Origin of the sequence: Brevundimonas diminuta, assembly GCF_022654015.1 — a bacterium.
GTDB lineage: Bacteria > Pseudomonadota > Alphaproteobacteria > Caulobacterales > Caulobacteraceae > Brevundimonas > Brevundimonas diminuta_C.
This window is the reverse complement of the sequence record NZ_CP073063.1, coordinates 1674663-1688907: the sequence shown is the minus strand read 5'-3', so window position 1 is coordinate 1688907 and position 14245 is coordinate 1674663. Positions and strand designations below refer to the sequence as shown.

General features: G+C 66.5%; 15 protein-coding genes. 9 read left to right on the top strand and 6 right to left on the bottom strand.

Annotated elements, in window-relative coordinates; translation table 11 throughout:
• Nucleotides 1-18 precede the first annotated feature (18 nt).
• The 3 genes from KAK88_RS08335 to pip are packed head-to-tail and all read left to right on the top strand — an operon-like array spanning nucleotide 19 to nucleotide 2041.
• Nucleotides 19-624, top strand: a complete 606-nt coding sequence (locus KAK88_RS08335) for a hypothetical protein (protein WP_082064464.1) — start codon at nucleotides 19-21, stop codon at nucleotides 622-624.
• A gap of 48 nt (nucleotides 625-672) precedes the next feature.
• On the top strand, nucleotides 673-1035 hold the full coding sequence (locus tag KAK88_RS08330; protein WP_242076288.1) for a DUF423 domain-containing protein: 363 nt from the start codon (nucleotides 673-675) through the stop codon (nucleotides 1033-1035).
• 25 nt (nucleotides 1036-1060) lie between these two features.
• Nucleotides 1061-2041, top strand: coding sequence for a prolyl aminopeptidase (gene pip, locus KAK88_RS08325; protein WP_242076287.1), 981 nt, complete (start codon nucleotides 1061-1063; stop codon nucleotides 2039-2041).
• 47 nt (nucleotides 2042-2088) lie between these two features.
• Here pip and KAK88_RS08320 read toward each other — a convergent pair whose 3' ends face one another.
• The gene (locus KAK88_RS08320; protein ID WP_039247985.1) at nucleotides 2089-2487 is read right to left on the bottom strand and encodes a DoxX family protein; all 399 of its coding nucleotides are present in this window, start codon (nucleotides 2485-2487) and stop codon (nucleotides 2089-2091) included.
• A 72-nt stretch (nucleotides 2488-2559) separates the two neighbouring features.
• Nucleotides 2560-3273, bottom strand: coding sequence for a pirin family protein (locus KAK88_RS08315; RefSeq protein ID WP_045811267.1), 714 nt, complete (start codon nucleotides 3271-3273; stop codon nucleotides 2560-2562).
• Nucleotides 3274-3393: 120 nt separating this feature from the next.
• Between KAK88_RS08315 and KAK88_RS08310 the strand changes: the two genes are divergently transcribed.
• On the top strand, nucleotides 3394-4320 hold the full coding sequence (locus tag KAK88_RS08310) for a LysR family transcriptional regulator (RefSeq protein ID WP_066551671.1): 927 nt from the start codon (nucleotides 3394-3396) through the stop codon (nucleotides 4318-4320).
• A 3-nt stretch (nucleotides 4321-4323) separates the two neighbouring features.
• On the opposite strand, the gene KAK88_RS08305 is transcribed toward KAK88_RS08310, so the two are convergent.
• From KAK88_RS08305 to KAK88_RS08290, 4 genes are read right to left on the bottom strand one after another with little or no spacing between them, the layout of a single operon-like run.
• Nucleotides 4324-4620: a hemolysin gene (locus tag KAK88_RS08305; protein WP_242076286.1), complete on the bottom strand. Its 297-nt coding sequence runs from the start codon at nucleotides 4618-4620 to the stop codon at nucleotides 4324-4326.
• 21 nt (nucleotides 4621-4641) lie between these two features.
• Entirely contained in the window at nucleotides 4642-4998 is a 357-nt protein-coding gene (locus tag KAK88_RS08300) for a hypothetical protein (protein WP_174085785.1), read from the bottom strand.
• Nucleotides 4956-5414, bottom strand: coding sequence for a DNA polymerase III subunit chi (locus tag KAK88_RS08295; protein ID WP_242076285.1), 459 nt, complete (start codon nucleotides 5412-5414; stop codon nucleotides 4956-4958). Before KAK88_RS08295 ends, KAK88_RS08300 begins: the two co-directional genes overlap by 43 nt.
• A 21-nt stretch (nucleotides 5415-5435) precedes the next feature.
• The gene (locus KAK88_RS08290; protein ID WP_242076284.1) at nucleotides 5436-6911 is read right to left on the bottom strand and encodes a leucyl aminopeptidase; all 1476 of its coding nucleotides are present in this window, start codon (nucleotides 6909-6911) and stop codon (nucleotides 5436-5438) included.
• Nucleotides 6912-7054: 143 nt separating this feature from the next.
• On the opposite strand from KAK88_RS08290, the gene KAK88_RS08285 reads away from it, so the two are divergent.
• The 5 genes from KAK88_RS08285 (at nucleotide 7055) to pdxA (ending at nucleotide 14240) form a co-directional block, all read left to right on the top strand.
• The gene (locus KAK88_RS08285) at nucleotides 7055-8191 is read left to right on the top strand and encodes an LptF/LptG family permease (RefSeq protein WP_242076283.1); all 1137 of its coding nucleotides are present in this window, start codon (nucleotides 7055-7057) and stop codon (nucleotides 8189-8191) included.
• Nucleotides 8188-9327: an LPS export ABC transporter permease LptG gene (lptG, locus tag KAK88_RS08280; RefSeq protein ID WP_242076282.1), complete on the top strand. Its 1140-nt coding sequence runs from the start codon at nucleotides 8188-8190 to the stop codon at nucleotides 9325-9327. The genes KAK88_RS08285 and lptG overlap by 4 nt, the downstream gene beginning before the upstream one ends.
• Nucleotides 9328-9360: 33 nt before the next feature.
• Nucleotides 9361-11799 (top strand): LPS-assembly protein LptD, encoded by a 2439-nt coding sequence (locus KAK88_RS08275; RefSeq protein ID WP_242076281.1) that lies wholly within the window; start codon nucleotides 9361-9363, stop codon nucleotides 11797-11799.
• A gap of 72 nt (nucleotides 11800-11871) precedes the next feature.
• Nucleotides 11872-13239 carry a peptidylprolyl isomerase gene (locus KAK88_RS08270; RefSeq protein WP_242076280.1) on the top strand — a complete coding sequence of 456 codons (1368 nt, stop codon included), beginning with the start codon at nucleotides 11872-11874 and terminating at the stop codon, nucleotides 13237-13239.
• Nucleotides 13236-14240, top strand: a complete 1005-nt coding sequence (gene pdxA / locus KAK88_RS08265; RefSeq protein WP_242076279.1) for a 4-hydroxythreonine-4-phosphate dehydrogenase PdxA — start codon at nucleotides 13236-13238, stop codon at nucleotides 14238-14240. Before KAK88_RS08270 ends, pdxA begins: the two co-directional genes overlap by 4 nt.
• Nucleotides 14241-14245 lie beyond the last annotated feature (5 nt).

Here is a 14245-nt window from a genome sequence, read left to right as displayed (position 1 = left end):
ACTGTCATGGATGGGGCTATGACTGGCACGATGAACGAAATCGACAGTCGGACGAGCGGCGATCGCCGCCCTGGCATCATCATATGCGCCTATGACGGCGACGATGACGGGTGGGATCTGGTCGAGGATCTGTCGGGCGAAATCTGGAGCCCCAGCGGGGCCCGCGCCGTGCCCATCGCCGCCGCCGATCCCGACGAACTCGCCTCCACCCTGGCCGCCCGTCTCGGGAGCGGGGAATGCCGGGCTGTCCTCCTGGTCGGACGCACGCAAAAGGGCGCAGGCTTCCGGGTCCAGATGCGCGCTGAAAACCGCACTCTCGACTACAAGCACCGCCTGTCCAGCACCGGGCCGGGCGTGGCCCGCACCACGGCGCCCGTCGCCGACATGGTTCGCGCCCTGACCGCCGCCGGGCTGCAGGCCGACGCCTCGTCCGACATCGAGGAAGACGCCGGCTCCTATATTCTCTACCGCGTGCTCTCGGACCTGCCGGATGGCCCTCTGACGCCGTCGATCGGCCTGCTGAGGGCGCCCGCCCCCGCCAATGAGGCGGCGGTGCGCAAGGGCGTCAAGGCCGCCGCCTCGGCCATGGCCAGCCACCTGACGCCGCTGCCGCGTGTCGGATAACCTTCCTGCGTCGCAGACATCGGCGCACTGGCGGTCTAGGGTTTCGAAATGACAGTGAGTCGCAACCTGATCGTTTTCGCCGCCCTGAATGGAGCCCTGGCCGTGGCGCTGGGCGCCTTCGCCGCGCATGGCGCCGGGCCGCAGATCAAGACCCTGCTGACCACCGGCGCACAGTATCAGATCGTCCACGCCGTCTTCGCCTTCGCCTGCGCCCAATGGACAGGGGGCGGTGGGATGGCGCGGCTTGCGGGCTGGCTCGGATCGATCGGCGGCCTGATCTTCTGCCTCGCCCTGGCGGCGATCGCCTTTCTTGGCGTGCCGGCGTTCGGCGCCGTGGCCCCGATCGGCGGCCTGTTGATGATCGCCGGCTGGCTCTGCCTGGCCTTTGCGGCCTTGCGTTCTCGCCCCTGATTCCCTTTAGAAAGACCAAGCATCCATGGCCTTCCCCACGCCCGCCGAGCCGCGTCGTGTGCTCCACCCCGAGATCGAGGCCTATGCCTCGGGTTGGATGCCGACCGAAGGCGTGCATGAAATCTATTACGAGGAATCCGGCAATCCGCACGGCTTGCCGGTCCTGGTTCTGCACGGCGGGCCTGGCGGCGCGGTCAATCCGGGCATGCGCCGCTTCTTCGATCCCGCCGTCTATCGCATCATCATGTTCGACCAGCGCGGCTGCGGTCAGTCGCGGCCCCACGCCTCGCTGGAAGACAACACGACCTGGACCCTGATCGACGACATCGAGCGGCTGCGCGCCCTGTGCGGCGTCGACCAATGGGTAGTGTTCGGCGGCTCCTGGGGTTCGACCCTGTCGATGGCCTACGCCATCACCCATCCTGAAAAAGTCATCGCGCTCTTGCTACGCGGCATCTTCCTGCTGACGAAGAAGGAGTTGCACTGGTTCTATCAGGACGGCGCCTCGATGATCTTCCCGGACGCCTGGGAGCGCTTCGTCGCCCCCATCCCCGAGGCCGAGCGCGGCGACCTGATGGCAGCCTATTACAAGCGGCTGATCGGCGATGACGTGGCCGAGCGCGAACGCTGCGCCGTCGCCTGGTCCAGCTGGGAGGGCGAAACCGTCAGCGTCGAGGGCCCCAACGCCCGGCCGGACAAGTTCGCCGAGCCCGACTTCGCCGTCGCCTTCGCCCGGATCGAGAACTGGTTCTTCACCAACGCCGGCTTCTTCGAGGAGGACGGCTGGCTGCTGAAGAATGTGAACCGGATGCGGCATATCCCGTGCTGGATCGCGCAGGGCCGGTTCGACGTGGTGACGCCGATTTCTGGCGCCTGGGCGCTGCACCGCGCCTGGCCCGAGGCCCATCTGGACATCGTCGGCGACGCCGGCCACGCATCGTCGGAACCCGGCATCGTCGACAGCCTGGTCCGCGCCGCCGATTGGGCCGCAAGCCTTAAGGCATGAAAAAGCCGCCGCGCAGGATAGCGCGGCGGCCTTTCCATTTCCACAAATCAGAACCGTTTTGCGGTTCGATTGTCGATGCTCCACGCGCCCGGACCGGCGGTGAAGATGTACAGAAAAATGAAGCAATACAGGATGGCCGCGTCGCCGCCGTTCACGGCCGGATAAGGGCTGCTGGGGAAGTGGAACATCCAGTAGGCGACCGCCATCTGGCCCGAGGCGATGAAGGCGGCCGGACGCGTGAACAGGCCAAGGATCAGCAACAGGCCCGTGATCAGTTCGATCACGCCGCCGATGCCGAACAACGACAGCAGCTCCTGCTGACCGGGTTCGGCCCCGGCCGGAAAGCCGAAGACCTTGATGACGCCATGCGCCAGGAACAACAGACCGGCGACGATCCTGAGCGCCGCCAGGGCGCGGGAAGACCAGCCATTCGCTTGATTGAACATTCTCTTTCCTCGCCTTTTTGATGCGGTTGTTCACGGTCGGATCGGGTCCGACCGTGAAGCTTGTTCCGAAAATCAGGCGGCGTCCACCAGCACGACCTCGGCGTCGGACAGCGCCTTGACCGTCACGACATCCTCCTGGGCGATGGCCGCGCCGTCACGGGCGTTCAGTCGGACGCCATTGACCTCGACCTCGCCCTTCGCCGGGACCAGATAGGCCCGCCGCGCGCCGCCCAGCGGATAGTCGGCGCTGTCGCCCGCCTTCAGCGTCGCCGCCACGATCCGCGCATCGGTGCGGATCGGCAGGGCGTCCCCACCGCTTTCAAGCGTATCGCCCTCAAAGCCCGACGCCAGGACCACGAACTGACCTGACCGCTCGCCCTTGGGGAAGGGCTTGGTGCCCCAACTCGGCGCGTCGCCGCGACGGGTCGGCTCGATCCAGATCTGGAAGATCCGTGTCAGGTCCGGCTCGGCGTTGTATTCGGCGTGCCGTATGCCGGTTCCAGCGCTCATCACCTGCACATCGCCCGCGACCGTTCGGCCCTTGTTGCCCAGACTGTCCTCGTGGGTGATGGCCCCGTCGCGGACATAGGTGATGATTTCCATGTCGGCGTGGGGATGCGGCGGGAAGCCCGTGCCGGCGGCGATCTCGTCGTCGTTCCAGACCCGCAGATTGCCCCAGCTCATCCGCTTGGGATCATAGTAGTTGGCGAAGGAGAAATGGTGTTTGGCGTTCAGCCAGCCATGGTTGGCGCCGCCGAGGGATTCAAATGGTCTGCGCTCGATCATCGCACTCGTCCTTTCGCGTCGGAACCGTCCGACGCCTTTGCTTGACGCCAAGATAGAGATCGGCGACCGATCAGAAATAGAAACAACCGAAACTCATCGTTTCAGGACGCAAGGCCGCCCATGTCCCGCCTGCCCGATCTGGAAGCACTGGCCATCTTCGCCAAGGTCGCCGACAGCCAGTCCTTCTCCGGTGCCGCCGAGACGCTGGGCCTGTCCAAGGCGACCGTGTCCAAGGCGGTCACGCGGCTGGAACAGCAGCTGAAGACCACATTGCTCCACCGCACCTCACGGCGCTTCGCCCTGACCGATGCAGGCCGAACCCTGGCCGCCCGCGCCGCCCACATGCTGGCCGAGGCCGAGGGTGCTGTGTCGGAGGCTCTGGATATGTCCGTCACGCCGCGCGGCTTGGTGCGACTGGCGGCGCCCATGTCGTTCGGCATGGCCTATGTGGCCCCGGCCCTGCCCGAGTTCCTCGCCACTCACCCGGACGTGTCGGTCGATCTGCACCTGTCGGACGAGGTCATCGATCTGGTCGGCGGCGGCTTCGATTGCGCGCTGAGGATCGCCGCCCTGGCCGATTCCTCGCTGACGGCGCGCAAGCTGCGGCCTGTGGCCCGCGCCCTGGTGGCCTCGCCGTCCTATCTGGATCAGCGGGGTCGCCCCACCCATCCCGACGATCTGGCCCGTCATGCCTGTCTCGGCTACGCCTACATGCCCAGCCCGGACACCTGGCGGTTCAGCAATGCGGCGGGCGAAGAAGTGGTCGTGCATCCGCGCGGGCCGCTGCGGGCCAACAACTCCGACGCCCTGACGGCGTCGTTGTGCGCGGGTCTGGGGCTCTTTCCCCAGCCGGACTTCATCTACTGGAAGGACGTCGCCGACGGCCATCTCGAGACGGTGATGACCGACTGGCGGCTGCCGCCCATCGCCCTGCATCTGGTGGCGCCCAGCGGCGGACCGCGTCCGGCCAGGGTCACGGCTTTCATGGACTATCTGGCGGCGAAATTCAGCGGACCGCTGTGGCCGGGCGATACGGTGGGGCGGTAAAACTCAGCCGCACTTCACTTCGCGCACGATGTTCGTCGCCTCGTCATAGACGAAGTTCACCCGGTTCTCGCGATAATCCATGGTCGCGGCGCAGGTGGTGCACAGCACGCGGAACGTCTGGCCGGCAGGCGCGGTCGGGATGGCCGAACGGTTGCGCCCCACATAGCTCTGATAATCCGAAACCTTGCACGCCTTGAAGGCGGTGTCCGATCCCGACGCAGGCTCGGCGGTCTGGACCGGCGCACAGGCCGACACGGCCAAGGCGCCGGCGGCCATCAGGGTGCTCACGATGATCTTCATGGTCTTCTCCTTGCGTCGGGCTCAGCCGCAGCGGACCTGTTCGATGATGCCGGTCTGTTCGTTGTAGAAGATGTTCAGACGATAGGCGGAGAAGTCCTGCGTCACCGGACAGGTGGTGCAGGTCACGCGCCGATTGACGACGTCCACCGGCACCGGGATTTCGGTGCGGGACTTGCCGACCAGATACTGCATCTCGCCGGCCTTGCAGACGTCCTCGGTCTGGGCGGTCGGCATTCGGCTGCCGACGGGCGGGTTGAGCTGAGCCTGCTCGACCGCACGCGGCGCAGGCGCCTCGGAAACCGGCGTCGAACAACCGGCCAGCAGAACCAGTCCGATCAGGCCGCCTTTTCCCAGCGCCCTTCGTCCGTTTGACGCCAATAGGCCAGGTTCGCGCCTTGCCCCTTCAGCGCCTTCCAACGTCCCCGCGCGTGTTGCAAAGCCGGCTCGTCGCGACCGTCGAAAATAATGAAGCATCGTTCGAACCCTTCCGTCCCGCCCAGTTCTGCGTCGTCGACTATGAACAGCGCCTGAGCGCCGTTCAGGTTCTCGCCCGTCTCGCTCAACAGCACAGGCTGGCGCTCGGCATGGGGCTGGTCGGCCCGGCCGTGCGGCAAAAAACTGTCATCGCGAAACGTCCACAGCGTCTCGTCGACCTCGTCCAGACGATGCGAATGCGACGATTTGATAATGGCCCGCCAACCCCGCTCGATCGTCTTTTCGAGCAGAGTTGGCAGCACCTGATCCAGCGATGAACGCTCCAGGTGATAGAACCAGATTTCGGGCTTGTCGCTCACCCGGCTCTACCTCCCAACCGATCAGCCTTCGTAGGAATCCGCGACCATCCGGTCCAGCGTGCGCACGGCGAAGCCGACGCCGCCTTCCGGCACGGTGGGGCTGGGGCTCTTGTTGGCCCAGGCCGTCGGGGCGATGTCCAGGTGCGCCCACGGCACGCCGTTGGTGAAGCGTTGCAGGAACAGGGCGGCGGTGATCGAGCCGCCGGCGCGGCCGTTGCCGGTGTTCTTCACATCGGCGATCTTGGAATCGATGTGCTGCTCGTAAATGGCCGGGATCGGCATGCGCCAGAAGTTCTCGCCGACCTTCTTGGCCGCCGCCAGGATCGGATCGGCGACATCGTCGGAGTTCGAGAAGACGCCCGCGTAATCCAGGCCAAGGGCCACGATCATGGCGCCCGTCAGGGTGGCCAGGTCGATCATGAACTTCGGCTTGAAGCGCTCCTGCGTATACCAGAGGGCGTCGGCCAGAACGAGGCGACCTTCGGCGTCGGTGTTGATGACCTCAACCGTCTGACCCGACATGGACACGACCACATCGCCCGGACGCTGGGCGTTGCCGTCCGGCATGTTCTCGACCAGGCCCAGCACCCCGATGACATTGGCCTTGGCCTTGCGGCTGGCCAGGGCGATCATGGTTCCGGTCACGGCGGCCGCGCCGCCCATGTCCCACTTCATGTCTTCCATGCCGTCCGCCGGCTTGATCGAGATGCCGCCGGTGTCGAAGCAGACGCCCTTGCCGACGAAGGCCAGGGGCTGAGCGCCGGCTTCGCCGCCGTTCCACTTCATGATCGCCAGCTGGCTTTCGCGACGGCTGCCCTGGCCCACGCCCAACAGGGTGCGCATGCCCAGCTTCTCCATCTCGGCCTCGCCGAGGATTTCGACTTCAAGGCCCAGGCTCTCCAGCGCCTTCACCCGCTTGGCGAACTCGGCCGGATACAGGACGTTGGCAGGCTCGGACACCAGATCGCGCGCGAAGATCACGCCGTCGGCGACGGCCGACAGCGGCTCCAGCGCGGCTTCGGCGCCCCGCAGGTCGGTCGTGACCACGCGGATGGTGGTGATGGACGGAATCTTGTCGGCCTTTTGCGTCGTGCGATACTTGTCGAAGCGATAGGCGGCCAGACGCGCGGCAAAACCGACGCGGGCGGCCTGCTCGGGCGACAGGTCCGATGCGTCGATCGTCAGCACCTCGGCGCCCGACAGCTTGACCGCCGCATAGGCGTTGCCGCCGAAGGCCTCGACCGCCAGATCGTCCAGCTTGTCCTTGGCGCCCGCGCCGACCAGCAGCACGGCGTCCGCCTCGACACCCGACGGCGCGGCGATGCTCAGGCTCTGCCCGGCCTTGCCGGTGAAACGACCCTTGCCCGCCGCCTTGGTCAGGGCGCCGTTGGCCTTACCGTCCAGCACGGTCCCGGCGGGGGTGAAGGTGCGATCTTCAAAAACCGGAACGGCCAGGATTTCGGCGGCGTCCACGGCGGCGACGAATTCGATCTTCATTCAATCAACTCCAGCCAGGCCCCACCCGGCGTCTGCAAACAGCAAAATGACAACGGCGCGTCTGCTTGTCGCGGACGCGCCCTGATGTGCTACTAGATGCGCCTCAATGTCGCCGCCTGCAACCGGGCGAAGTCCATCCGCCCATGACCCTGATTCAAAGATACCTTTTTCGCCAGATCCTGTTCCCTGTGATCGCCGCGTGCGCAGCGCTGGCGGGAATCGGGATTCTGAGCCAGAGCCTCGACCAACTCCAGGTCATCGTGGAGCGGGGCCAGAGCGTGTGGATCATGGTCAAGCTGACCCTGCTCGCCCTGCCGCAACTGCTTTCGGTGATTCTGCCGATTGGCCTTTTCGTCGGCGCCCTGATCGCCCTGACGCGTCTGCAACGCGAGCAGGAGCTGACGGCGGCCTTCGCGGGCGGCATGACCCGGTGGCAGGTCATATCGCCGGCCGCACGTATCGCCGTGCTGGTCGCCCTGGTCACGCTGCTGGTCAATGTTTTCATTCTGCCTTGGGCGCAGCAGGAGGCGCGGCGTCAGGCGTTCGACATCCGTACCGACCTCGCCGCCCTGCTGGTCGAGGAAGGCCAGTTCGTTCAGGGGCCTGATGGCCTGACCGTCTATGTGCAGCAGATTGAGCAGAACGGACTGCTGAAGAACCTGTTCGTCTATCTGGACGACAAGGACAAGGTTACGACCTGGAACGCGTCCGAGGCGCGCTTCAGCCGCGACGCCGGCGGCATTCCGATCCTGACCATGATCGACGGCTCGGCCCAACGCTATTCGTCGGACGGCGTGCTCGAGACGCTGTCGTTCGGGCGGTACGATTTCTCTCTCGCGCCCTTCGTCGGGGTGACCGACACCATTCGCTACAAGCCGACCGACCTCTATCTGCGCCAGCTGCTGAACCCGACGGCCAAGGTGCTTGAGGTCGCAGGCTCGCGTGGCGAGCTGCTGGCCGAGGCGCATTCGCGGCTGGCCTCGCCCCTCTACGCCATGGTCGCCATGGCCCTGGCGCTTTCGGCCATCCTGGGCGGCGCCTTCAGCCGCACCGGCTATACCTTGCGCATCGCCAAGGCGGCGGGCCTGTTCCTGGTCCTGCGCGTCATCGGCTACGGCCTTGTGGCCGCCAGCGCCTGGAACGGCTGGATGAACGTGCTCCAGTACGTCGTGCCGATCGTGGCTATCGTCGTCGCCCTGCGTGTTCTGTTCCGCGCGCTGAAGCCGCGTCGCAGCCGGACCACCGCCGCCCTGCGCGATCTGAAGGCCAAGTTCGCATGACCGCCGTCGCCGCCTCCGCCCGTCGTTCGCCGCATATCCCCCGTCTGGGTGGGATCGAACGCTATGTGCTGGTCCAGCAGCTGAAGTCGCTGGGCGTGGCCCTGGCCGTAATCTCGGCCCTCGTCATGCTGATCGACTTTGTCGAGGTCTCGCGGGGCGTTGGCTCGGCCCAAGATCTGTCGGCTGTCCGCATCTTCGGCCTGGTGCTGCTGAAGTCGCCGTCGGTCATCGTGCAGTTGATGCCGTTCGTTTTCCTGTTCGGCACCCTGTCGGCCTTCATCAGCCTGAACCGCCGCAGCGAACTGATCGCCATGCGCGCGGCGGGCGTCTCCGCCTGGCGTTTCGTCCTGCCGGCGGCCGGCATGGCCTTCGTGCTGGGCGTTCTGACCGTCACGGTCTTGGGTCCGATGGCCTCGGCCGGCGACGGTCTGTGGCAACGCGAGCGCGCGCGGATTTCCGGCACGGCGCCCGGCGGCGACCCCAAGGAGGCGATCTGGCTGCGCGAGGGCGACGATCAGCGCCAGATGATCATCCGCGCCGGCCAGCAGGACCGCGCCAACGCCCGACTGCTGAACGTCAGCTTCTTCATCTACACGACCGCCCCCGGCGGTGGTCGCACCTTCTCCGAGCGGATCGACGCCAAGTCGGCCTCTCTGAACGCCGGCAGCTGGCGCCTGACCGATGCGGTCGGCGCCCAGATCGGCCAGCGCGCGGTCACCTATTCCAGCCTGACACTTGTCTCCAGCCTGGCGGACGACGAGGCCTTCGATCGTTTCGCCCGACCGCAGGCCACGCCCTTCTGGTCGCTGCCGAACCAGATCAGCCGAATCGAGAACGCCGGCTTCACCTCGACCGCCTATCGCCTGCGCTTCCAGCAACTTTTGGCCACGCCGCTCGTGTTCGCCGCCATGTCCATCCTGGCCGCCGCCTTCTCGCTGCGGCTGATGCGTTTGGGCGACCTGGCGCGCATGAGCGTGGCGGCCGTGGTGCTGGGCTTCGCCTTCTTCTTCCTGAACCAGTTTTCGTCGGCGATGGGATCGGCCGAGGTCGTGGCGCCCTTCGTCTCCGCCTGGCTGCCGCCTGTTCTTACGGCGCTCGCAGCCTTGACCTTGCTGTTCTATACCGAAGACGGCTAATCGGGCGCTCGCTTCTCAGACTACGGATGGCCTATGCAGGGTGATCGGCGCTTCGACGCTTTCAAAGCAAGGCTTCTCGCCGGTGCGGCCCTGGTCGCCTGCGCGCCCTTGGCGACGCCCGCATGGGCGCAAACCACCCCCCCAGCCGCAGCCGCGCCTTCCGACGGCCTGCCGCCCGAAGCGGTCTATGTCGACGCCGACAATGCGCGTCGCGAAGGCGACAACATCATCGTCAGCGGCACGCCCGAGAACCGCGCCAATGTCCGCACGCGCGGCCATGTGCTGCGCGGCGAGAACCTGTCCTATGATTTGAACGCCGGCTCGGCGACGGCCGAAGGCCGCGTCGAGGCCATCGCGCCCGACGGCACGGTGGTCTACGCCAGCCGTCTCGAGCTGGATGAAAACCTGGAGACCGGCGTCGCCGTGGATTTCGCCACGCGTCTGGCCAACGGCGCCAGTCTGATGGCCGCAACGGCTGTGCGCCGCAGCGAGAACGTCAGCGAACTGAACTACGCCCGCTTCACCCCCTGCCCGATCTGCGACGATGGCGGTCCAAAGACGCCGACCATCTCCATCCAGGCGGAGAAGGTGACGCAGGACGAGCAGTTGCGCGCGATCCTGTATCGCAACGCCGTCTTCTACATCGGTCCGGTGCCCGTCTTCTACACGCCCTTCTTCGCCCACCCCGATCCCTCGGTCGAGCGGGCCTCGGGCTTCCTGGTGCCGATCGTCAACTATGACGAGGGTCGCGGCGTCTCCGTCGAGGTTCCCTATCTGCATGTCCTATCGCCGTCCGAGGACTGGCTGATCAGCCCGCAGATCAACACCAGGGTCGCCCCGCTGCTGAACCTGCAATGGCGCCGACGGTTCGCCAACGGCATGATCGTGGCGCGCGGCGGCTATACTTACGAGCGCGAGTTCGGCGACTTCGATCTGAACGGCGACGGCGACTTCGACAACAACGTCAAGTTCGGCGATCGCGAACACCGCAGCTATCTGTTGTCGCACGGCGAGTTCGATCCGGATGGCCCATGGCGGTTCGGCTTCACGGCCGAGCGCACCTCGGACAAGACGCTGTTCGACCGCTATGACGTGCGCTCTCCGTATCAGGACAACGGCCTCTACTACGGCGACCGCCGTCGTCTGATCAGCCAGATCTACGCCGAACATCAGACCGATCGGTCCTATGTTTCGGTCGCAGCCTTCTCGATCCAGAGCCTGCGCTTGAACCCGGCCTTCGCCGCGACGGACTTCCGCGACGCCAACGGCTTCAAGGTGTTCGAGGACGACGACACCCTGCCCTTGGTCGCTCCGCTGATTGACGTCCGCTGGGAGCCACGAGAACTGGTCTTCGGCGGGCGGCTGCGCCTGAAGGGTTCGGCCGTTTCGCTCTACCGCGACGCTTTCGTCGGCGCGCCGATCCTGAACCCGGAGATCGTCCCCCCCGTCACCACAGGTCTGGCCGGCGTCGACAGCCGCCGCATCACGGGTCAGGTGGAATGGCGACGGGCGATCATCCTGCCGGTCGGCATGCGCGTGGAGCCGTTCGTCGACACGCGGGTCGATCTCTATTCCATGTCCGACCTGCCGCCGATGATGGGCGTCGACAGCGACGAGACGATCAGTCGGTCCAGGTTCAGCGCGGGCGTGGATGTCGCCTATCCGCTGATCAAACGCATCGCCGACGCCGACATCATCCTGGAGCCGATGGGTCAGGTCTCGGTTTCCAACAAGGTCAGCCTGGACCGCCGCATCCCCATCGAGGACTCCCAGGTTCTGGAACTGGACGAGTCGTCGCTGTTCCGCATGGATCGCTTCTCCGGCTACGATCTGCTGGAAGGCGGCGCGCGCGTGACGGCGGGCGGTCGCGCCACGATCCGCTGGGCTGAAGGTCGCAAGGCCAGCCTGTTCGTGGGACGCAGCTATCGTTTCGACCAGCAGGACGACTTCAAAACGTCGATTCCCGATGACCCCGCGCGGCTCTATGACCCCACGGGCCTGGCCTCCGAGACCTCGGATTGGGTGGTCCTGGGCGACTTCTCGCCGTCGGATCGCATCCGCAGTTGGTTCCACGCCACCGTGGACGGTTCGGGCGAGGTGCGCCGCGCCGAAGCGGCGCTGGACGGCCGCTGGGGTCGCCGTAACCTGGCCACCGTCAGCTACATTCTGGATCAGTCGAACCCCGTCGACGGGCCGCTGAACCGCAACTACGAATTTGTCCAGCTGGCGGGTCAGCAGTTCGTTTTCCAGAACTGGGGCTTTACCGTCGCCGGCATCGCCGATCTGGACCAGAACGAGATCACGCGATCCGAAGTCGGCGTGCTGTTCGACGACGACTGCCTGCGGTTCGAGCTGGGTTATCGGCGCGACAACACCCGCGCACGGCCCGGCGGCCCGTCGGAAGGCATCTATGTGCGCCTAAACCTCGCCACTTTCGGAGGTTCAGGTTATGGACAGGGCGATATGCGTTGAGCATGACGCTTTACGGGGCGCGACCGCCTGCCGGCCTGGCTGGCGGACCGCTGTGAGGAATCAGGACGACCAATGGGTTTGATGCGTTATTCGACGGGGGCTGCGCTCGCGGCAGTCCTCCTCGCCGGTTCGGCCTATGCCCAGACGGCGCCCGCTCCGGTACAGACCCCCACGCCCGCGCAGGGCCCTGCGGCCGGCGCCCCGAATCCTGCGGCTGAAGAGGCGCCGACGACGGCGCGCGCCGAGCCTCAGTTTGAAATGGCCGACGGCATCGTCGCCACGGTCAACGACAAGATCATCACCGGCTTTGATCTGCGTCAGCGCATGCTGATGCTGATCGCCTCGTCCCAGGTCCAGCCGACCGAGCAGAACCTGCCCGCCATTCAGCAAGCCGCCCTGAACGCCCTGATCGAGGATCGCCTCAAGGATCAGGAGATGGCCAAGTTCGAGAGCCTGAAAGTCACGGACGAGGAAGTCGACGGCGAGATCGCCGAAATGGCCCGTGCCGCCGGCACGACGCCGCAGGCCTATATGCAGTTCCTGCAACAGGGCGGCATCCAGCCCGCCGCCTTCCGCGACAACCTGCGCACCCAGATCGGCTGGAGCCAGCTGATCCCGGGTCGCTTCAACAGCCGCGCCCGCGCCAGCACCCTTCAGGTCGATCAGGAAGTCCGCCGTCTGAACGAGGCGGCCTCCAAGCCCCAGTTCCTGCTCGGCGAAATCTACATCGACGCCGCTCGCGTCGGCGGCGCGCAGGCGGCCCTGAACGGCGCCCGTCAGTTGGTGCAGCAGATCATCCAGGGCGCGCCGTTCCAGGCCGTCGCCCAGCAGTTCTCAGCCGCCCCCTCGGCCAGCGCCCGCGTGCCGGGCGATGCGGGCTGGGTGGTCAAGGATTCGCTCCAACCAGCGGTGCAATCGGTCCTGGAACAGCTCCAACCGGGGCAGCTGTCGAATCCCATCGTCGTCGATGGCGGCGTCTATATTCTCTACCTCCGCGACAAGCGTGACGGCGCCTCCACCAGCCTGGTTTCGCTGAAGCAGGTCATGGTCGAACTGCCTGAAACCGCGTCGGAAGCTGACGTGGCCGCCGCGACCGCCAAGCTGGAAGGTCTGCGTAACGGCTTGACCTGCGACAACATCATCTCCCAGGCGCGCGCGACCCAGGGTGTCCTGGGCGCCGACCTCGGCGAATCCGACGTCGCCAACCTGGCGCCCCAGTTCCAGCAGTTCGCCCGCACCGGTGAAATCGGTTCGGTCTCGACGCCGATCCGCACCCCGCTAGGTCTGCACCTGGTCGCCGTCTGCGGTCGTCGCGTCGGCGGGCCGGAAGCGCCGAACCGTCAGCAGGTCGAAAACCGTCTGCGCGCCCAGAACCTGGCCGTGCTGGAGCGCCGGTATCTGCGCGATCTGCGCAGCGACGCCCTGATCGAGTTCAAATGACCCCAGCGGTCGCGCCTTTGGTTCTGACGCTGGGCGAACCCGCCGGCGTCGGGCCGGAGATCGTGGCCGCCGCCTGGAAAGCGTTGCGCGCCGACCAGACGGCCTTCGTCGTCATCGGCGACGCCGCGCTGCTGCGCGCACAAGGCGTCCCCGTGGCCGAAGTCGGGACTCCCGGTGACGCTCGCGATCTGTCCGGCTCCGCCCTTCCCGTCCTTCATCGCCCCCTGCCCGCGCCGGTCCTGGTCGGATCGCCCGATCCGGCCAATGCCTCGGCCGTCGCGGACGGGATCGAGGAGGCGGTAAGCTTCGCCCTGTCCGGCGAGGCGTCCGGCGTCGTCACCGCCCCGATCGCCAAGGCGCCGATGTACGCCTCAGGCTTCCGCTTTCCCGGCCATACCGAGTTCATCGCCGAACTGACCGCCGATGCACCCTATGCCGGCACGCGCGGTCCGGTGATGATGCTGACGGCCCAAGACCTGCGCGCCTGCCTCGTCACCATTCACGTCGCCCTGGACCAAGTGCCGGAACTGGTCACGGCCGAGCGCGTCGCCCGCACTGCCCGCGTCGTCCACGAAAGCCTGAAACGCGACTTCGCCATCGCCCGGCCGCGCCTGGCCATGGCGGCCCTGAACCCCCACGCAGGCGAAGGCGGCGCCTTGGGTCTGCAGGAACGCGACATCCTGATTCCCGTCGCCGAACAGCTTCGCGCCGAGGGGATCGACATCACCGACCCCCGACCCGCCGACACCCTGTTCCATGACGAGGCGCGCGCGACCTATGATGCGGCCATCTGCATGTATCACGACCAGGCTCTGATCCCGGTCAAGACCCTGGACTTCTGGGGCGGGGTCAACGTCTCGCTGGGCCTGCCGATCATCCGCACCTCGCCCGATCACGGCACCGGCTTCGACATCGCCGGCAAGGGCGTCGCGCGCGCAGACAGCCTGATCGCCGCCATTCGCCTCGCATCGGAGATGGCGGCGGCCCGCGCCGCGCGCTAACAGGG

Coding starts and splice junctions, on each gene's coding strand:
- KAK88_RS08335 (WP_082064464.1), top strand. CDS start 19: ATGACTGGCACGATGAACGAAATCGACAGTCGGACGAGCGGCGATCGC.
- KAK88_RS08330 (WP_242076288.1), top strand. CDS start 673: ATGACAGTGAGTCGCAACCTGATCGTTTTCGCCGCCCTGAATGGAGCC.
- pip (WP_242076287.1), top strand. CDS start 1,061: ATGGCCTTCCCCACGCCCGCCGAGCCGCGTCGTGTGCTCCACCCCGAG.
- KAK88_RS08320 (WP_039247985.1), bottom strand. CDS start 2,487: ATGTTCAATCAAGCGAATGGCTGGTCTTCCCGCGCCCTGGCGGCGCTC.
- KAK88_RS08315 (WP_045811267.1), bottom strand. CDS start 3,273: ATGATCGAGCGCAGACCATTTGAATCCCTCGGCGGCGCCAACCATGGC.
- KAK88_RS08310 (WP_066551671.1), top strand. CDS start 3,394: ATGTCCCGCCTGCCCGATCTGGAAGCACTGGCCATCTTCGCCAAGGTC.
- KAK88_RS08305 (WP_242076286.1), bottom strand. CDS start 4,620: ATGAAGATCATCGTGAGCACCCTGATGGCCGCCGGCGCCTTGGCCGTG.
- KAK88_RS08290 (WP_242076284.1), bottom strand. CDS start 6,911: ATGAAGATCGAATTCGTCGCCGCCGTGGACGCCGCCGAAATCCTGGCC.
- KAK88_RS08285 (WP_242076283.1), top strand. CDS start 7,055: ATGACCCTGATTCAAAGATACCTTTTTCGCCAGATCCTGTTCCCTGTG.
- lptG (WP_242076282.1), top strand. CDS start 8,188: ATGACCGCCGTCGCCGCCTCCGCCCGTCGTTCGCCGCATATCCCCCGT.
- KAK88_RS08275 (WP_242076281.1), top strand. CDS start 9,361: ATGCAGGGTGATCGGCGCTTCGACGCTTTCAAAGCAAGGCTTCTCGCC.
- KAK88_RS08270 (WP_242076280.1), top strand. CDS start 11,872: ATGGGTTTGATGCGTTATTCGACGGGGGCTGCGCTCGCGGCAGTCCTC.
- pdxA (WP_242076279.1), top strand. CDS start 13,236: ATGACCCCAGCGGTCGCGCCTTTGGTTCTGACGCTGGGCGAACCCGCC.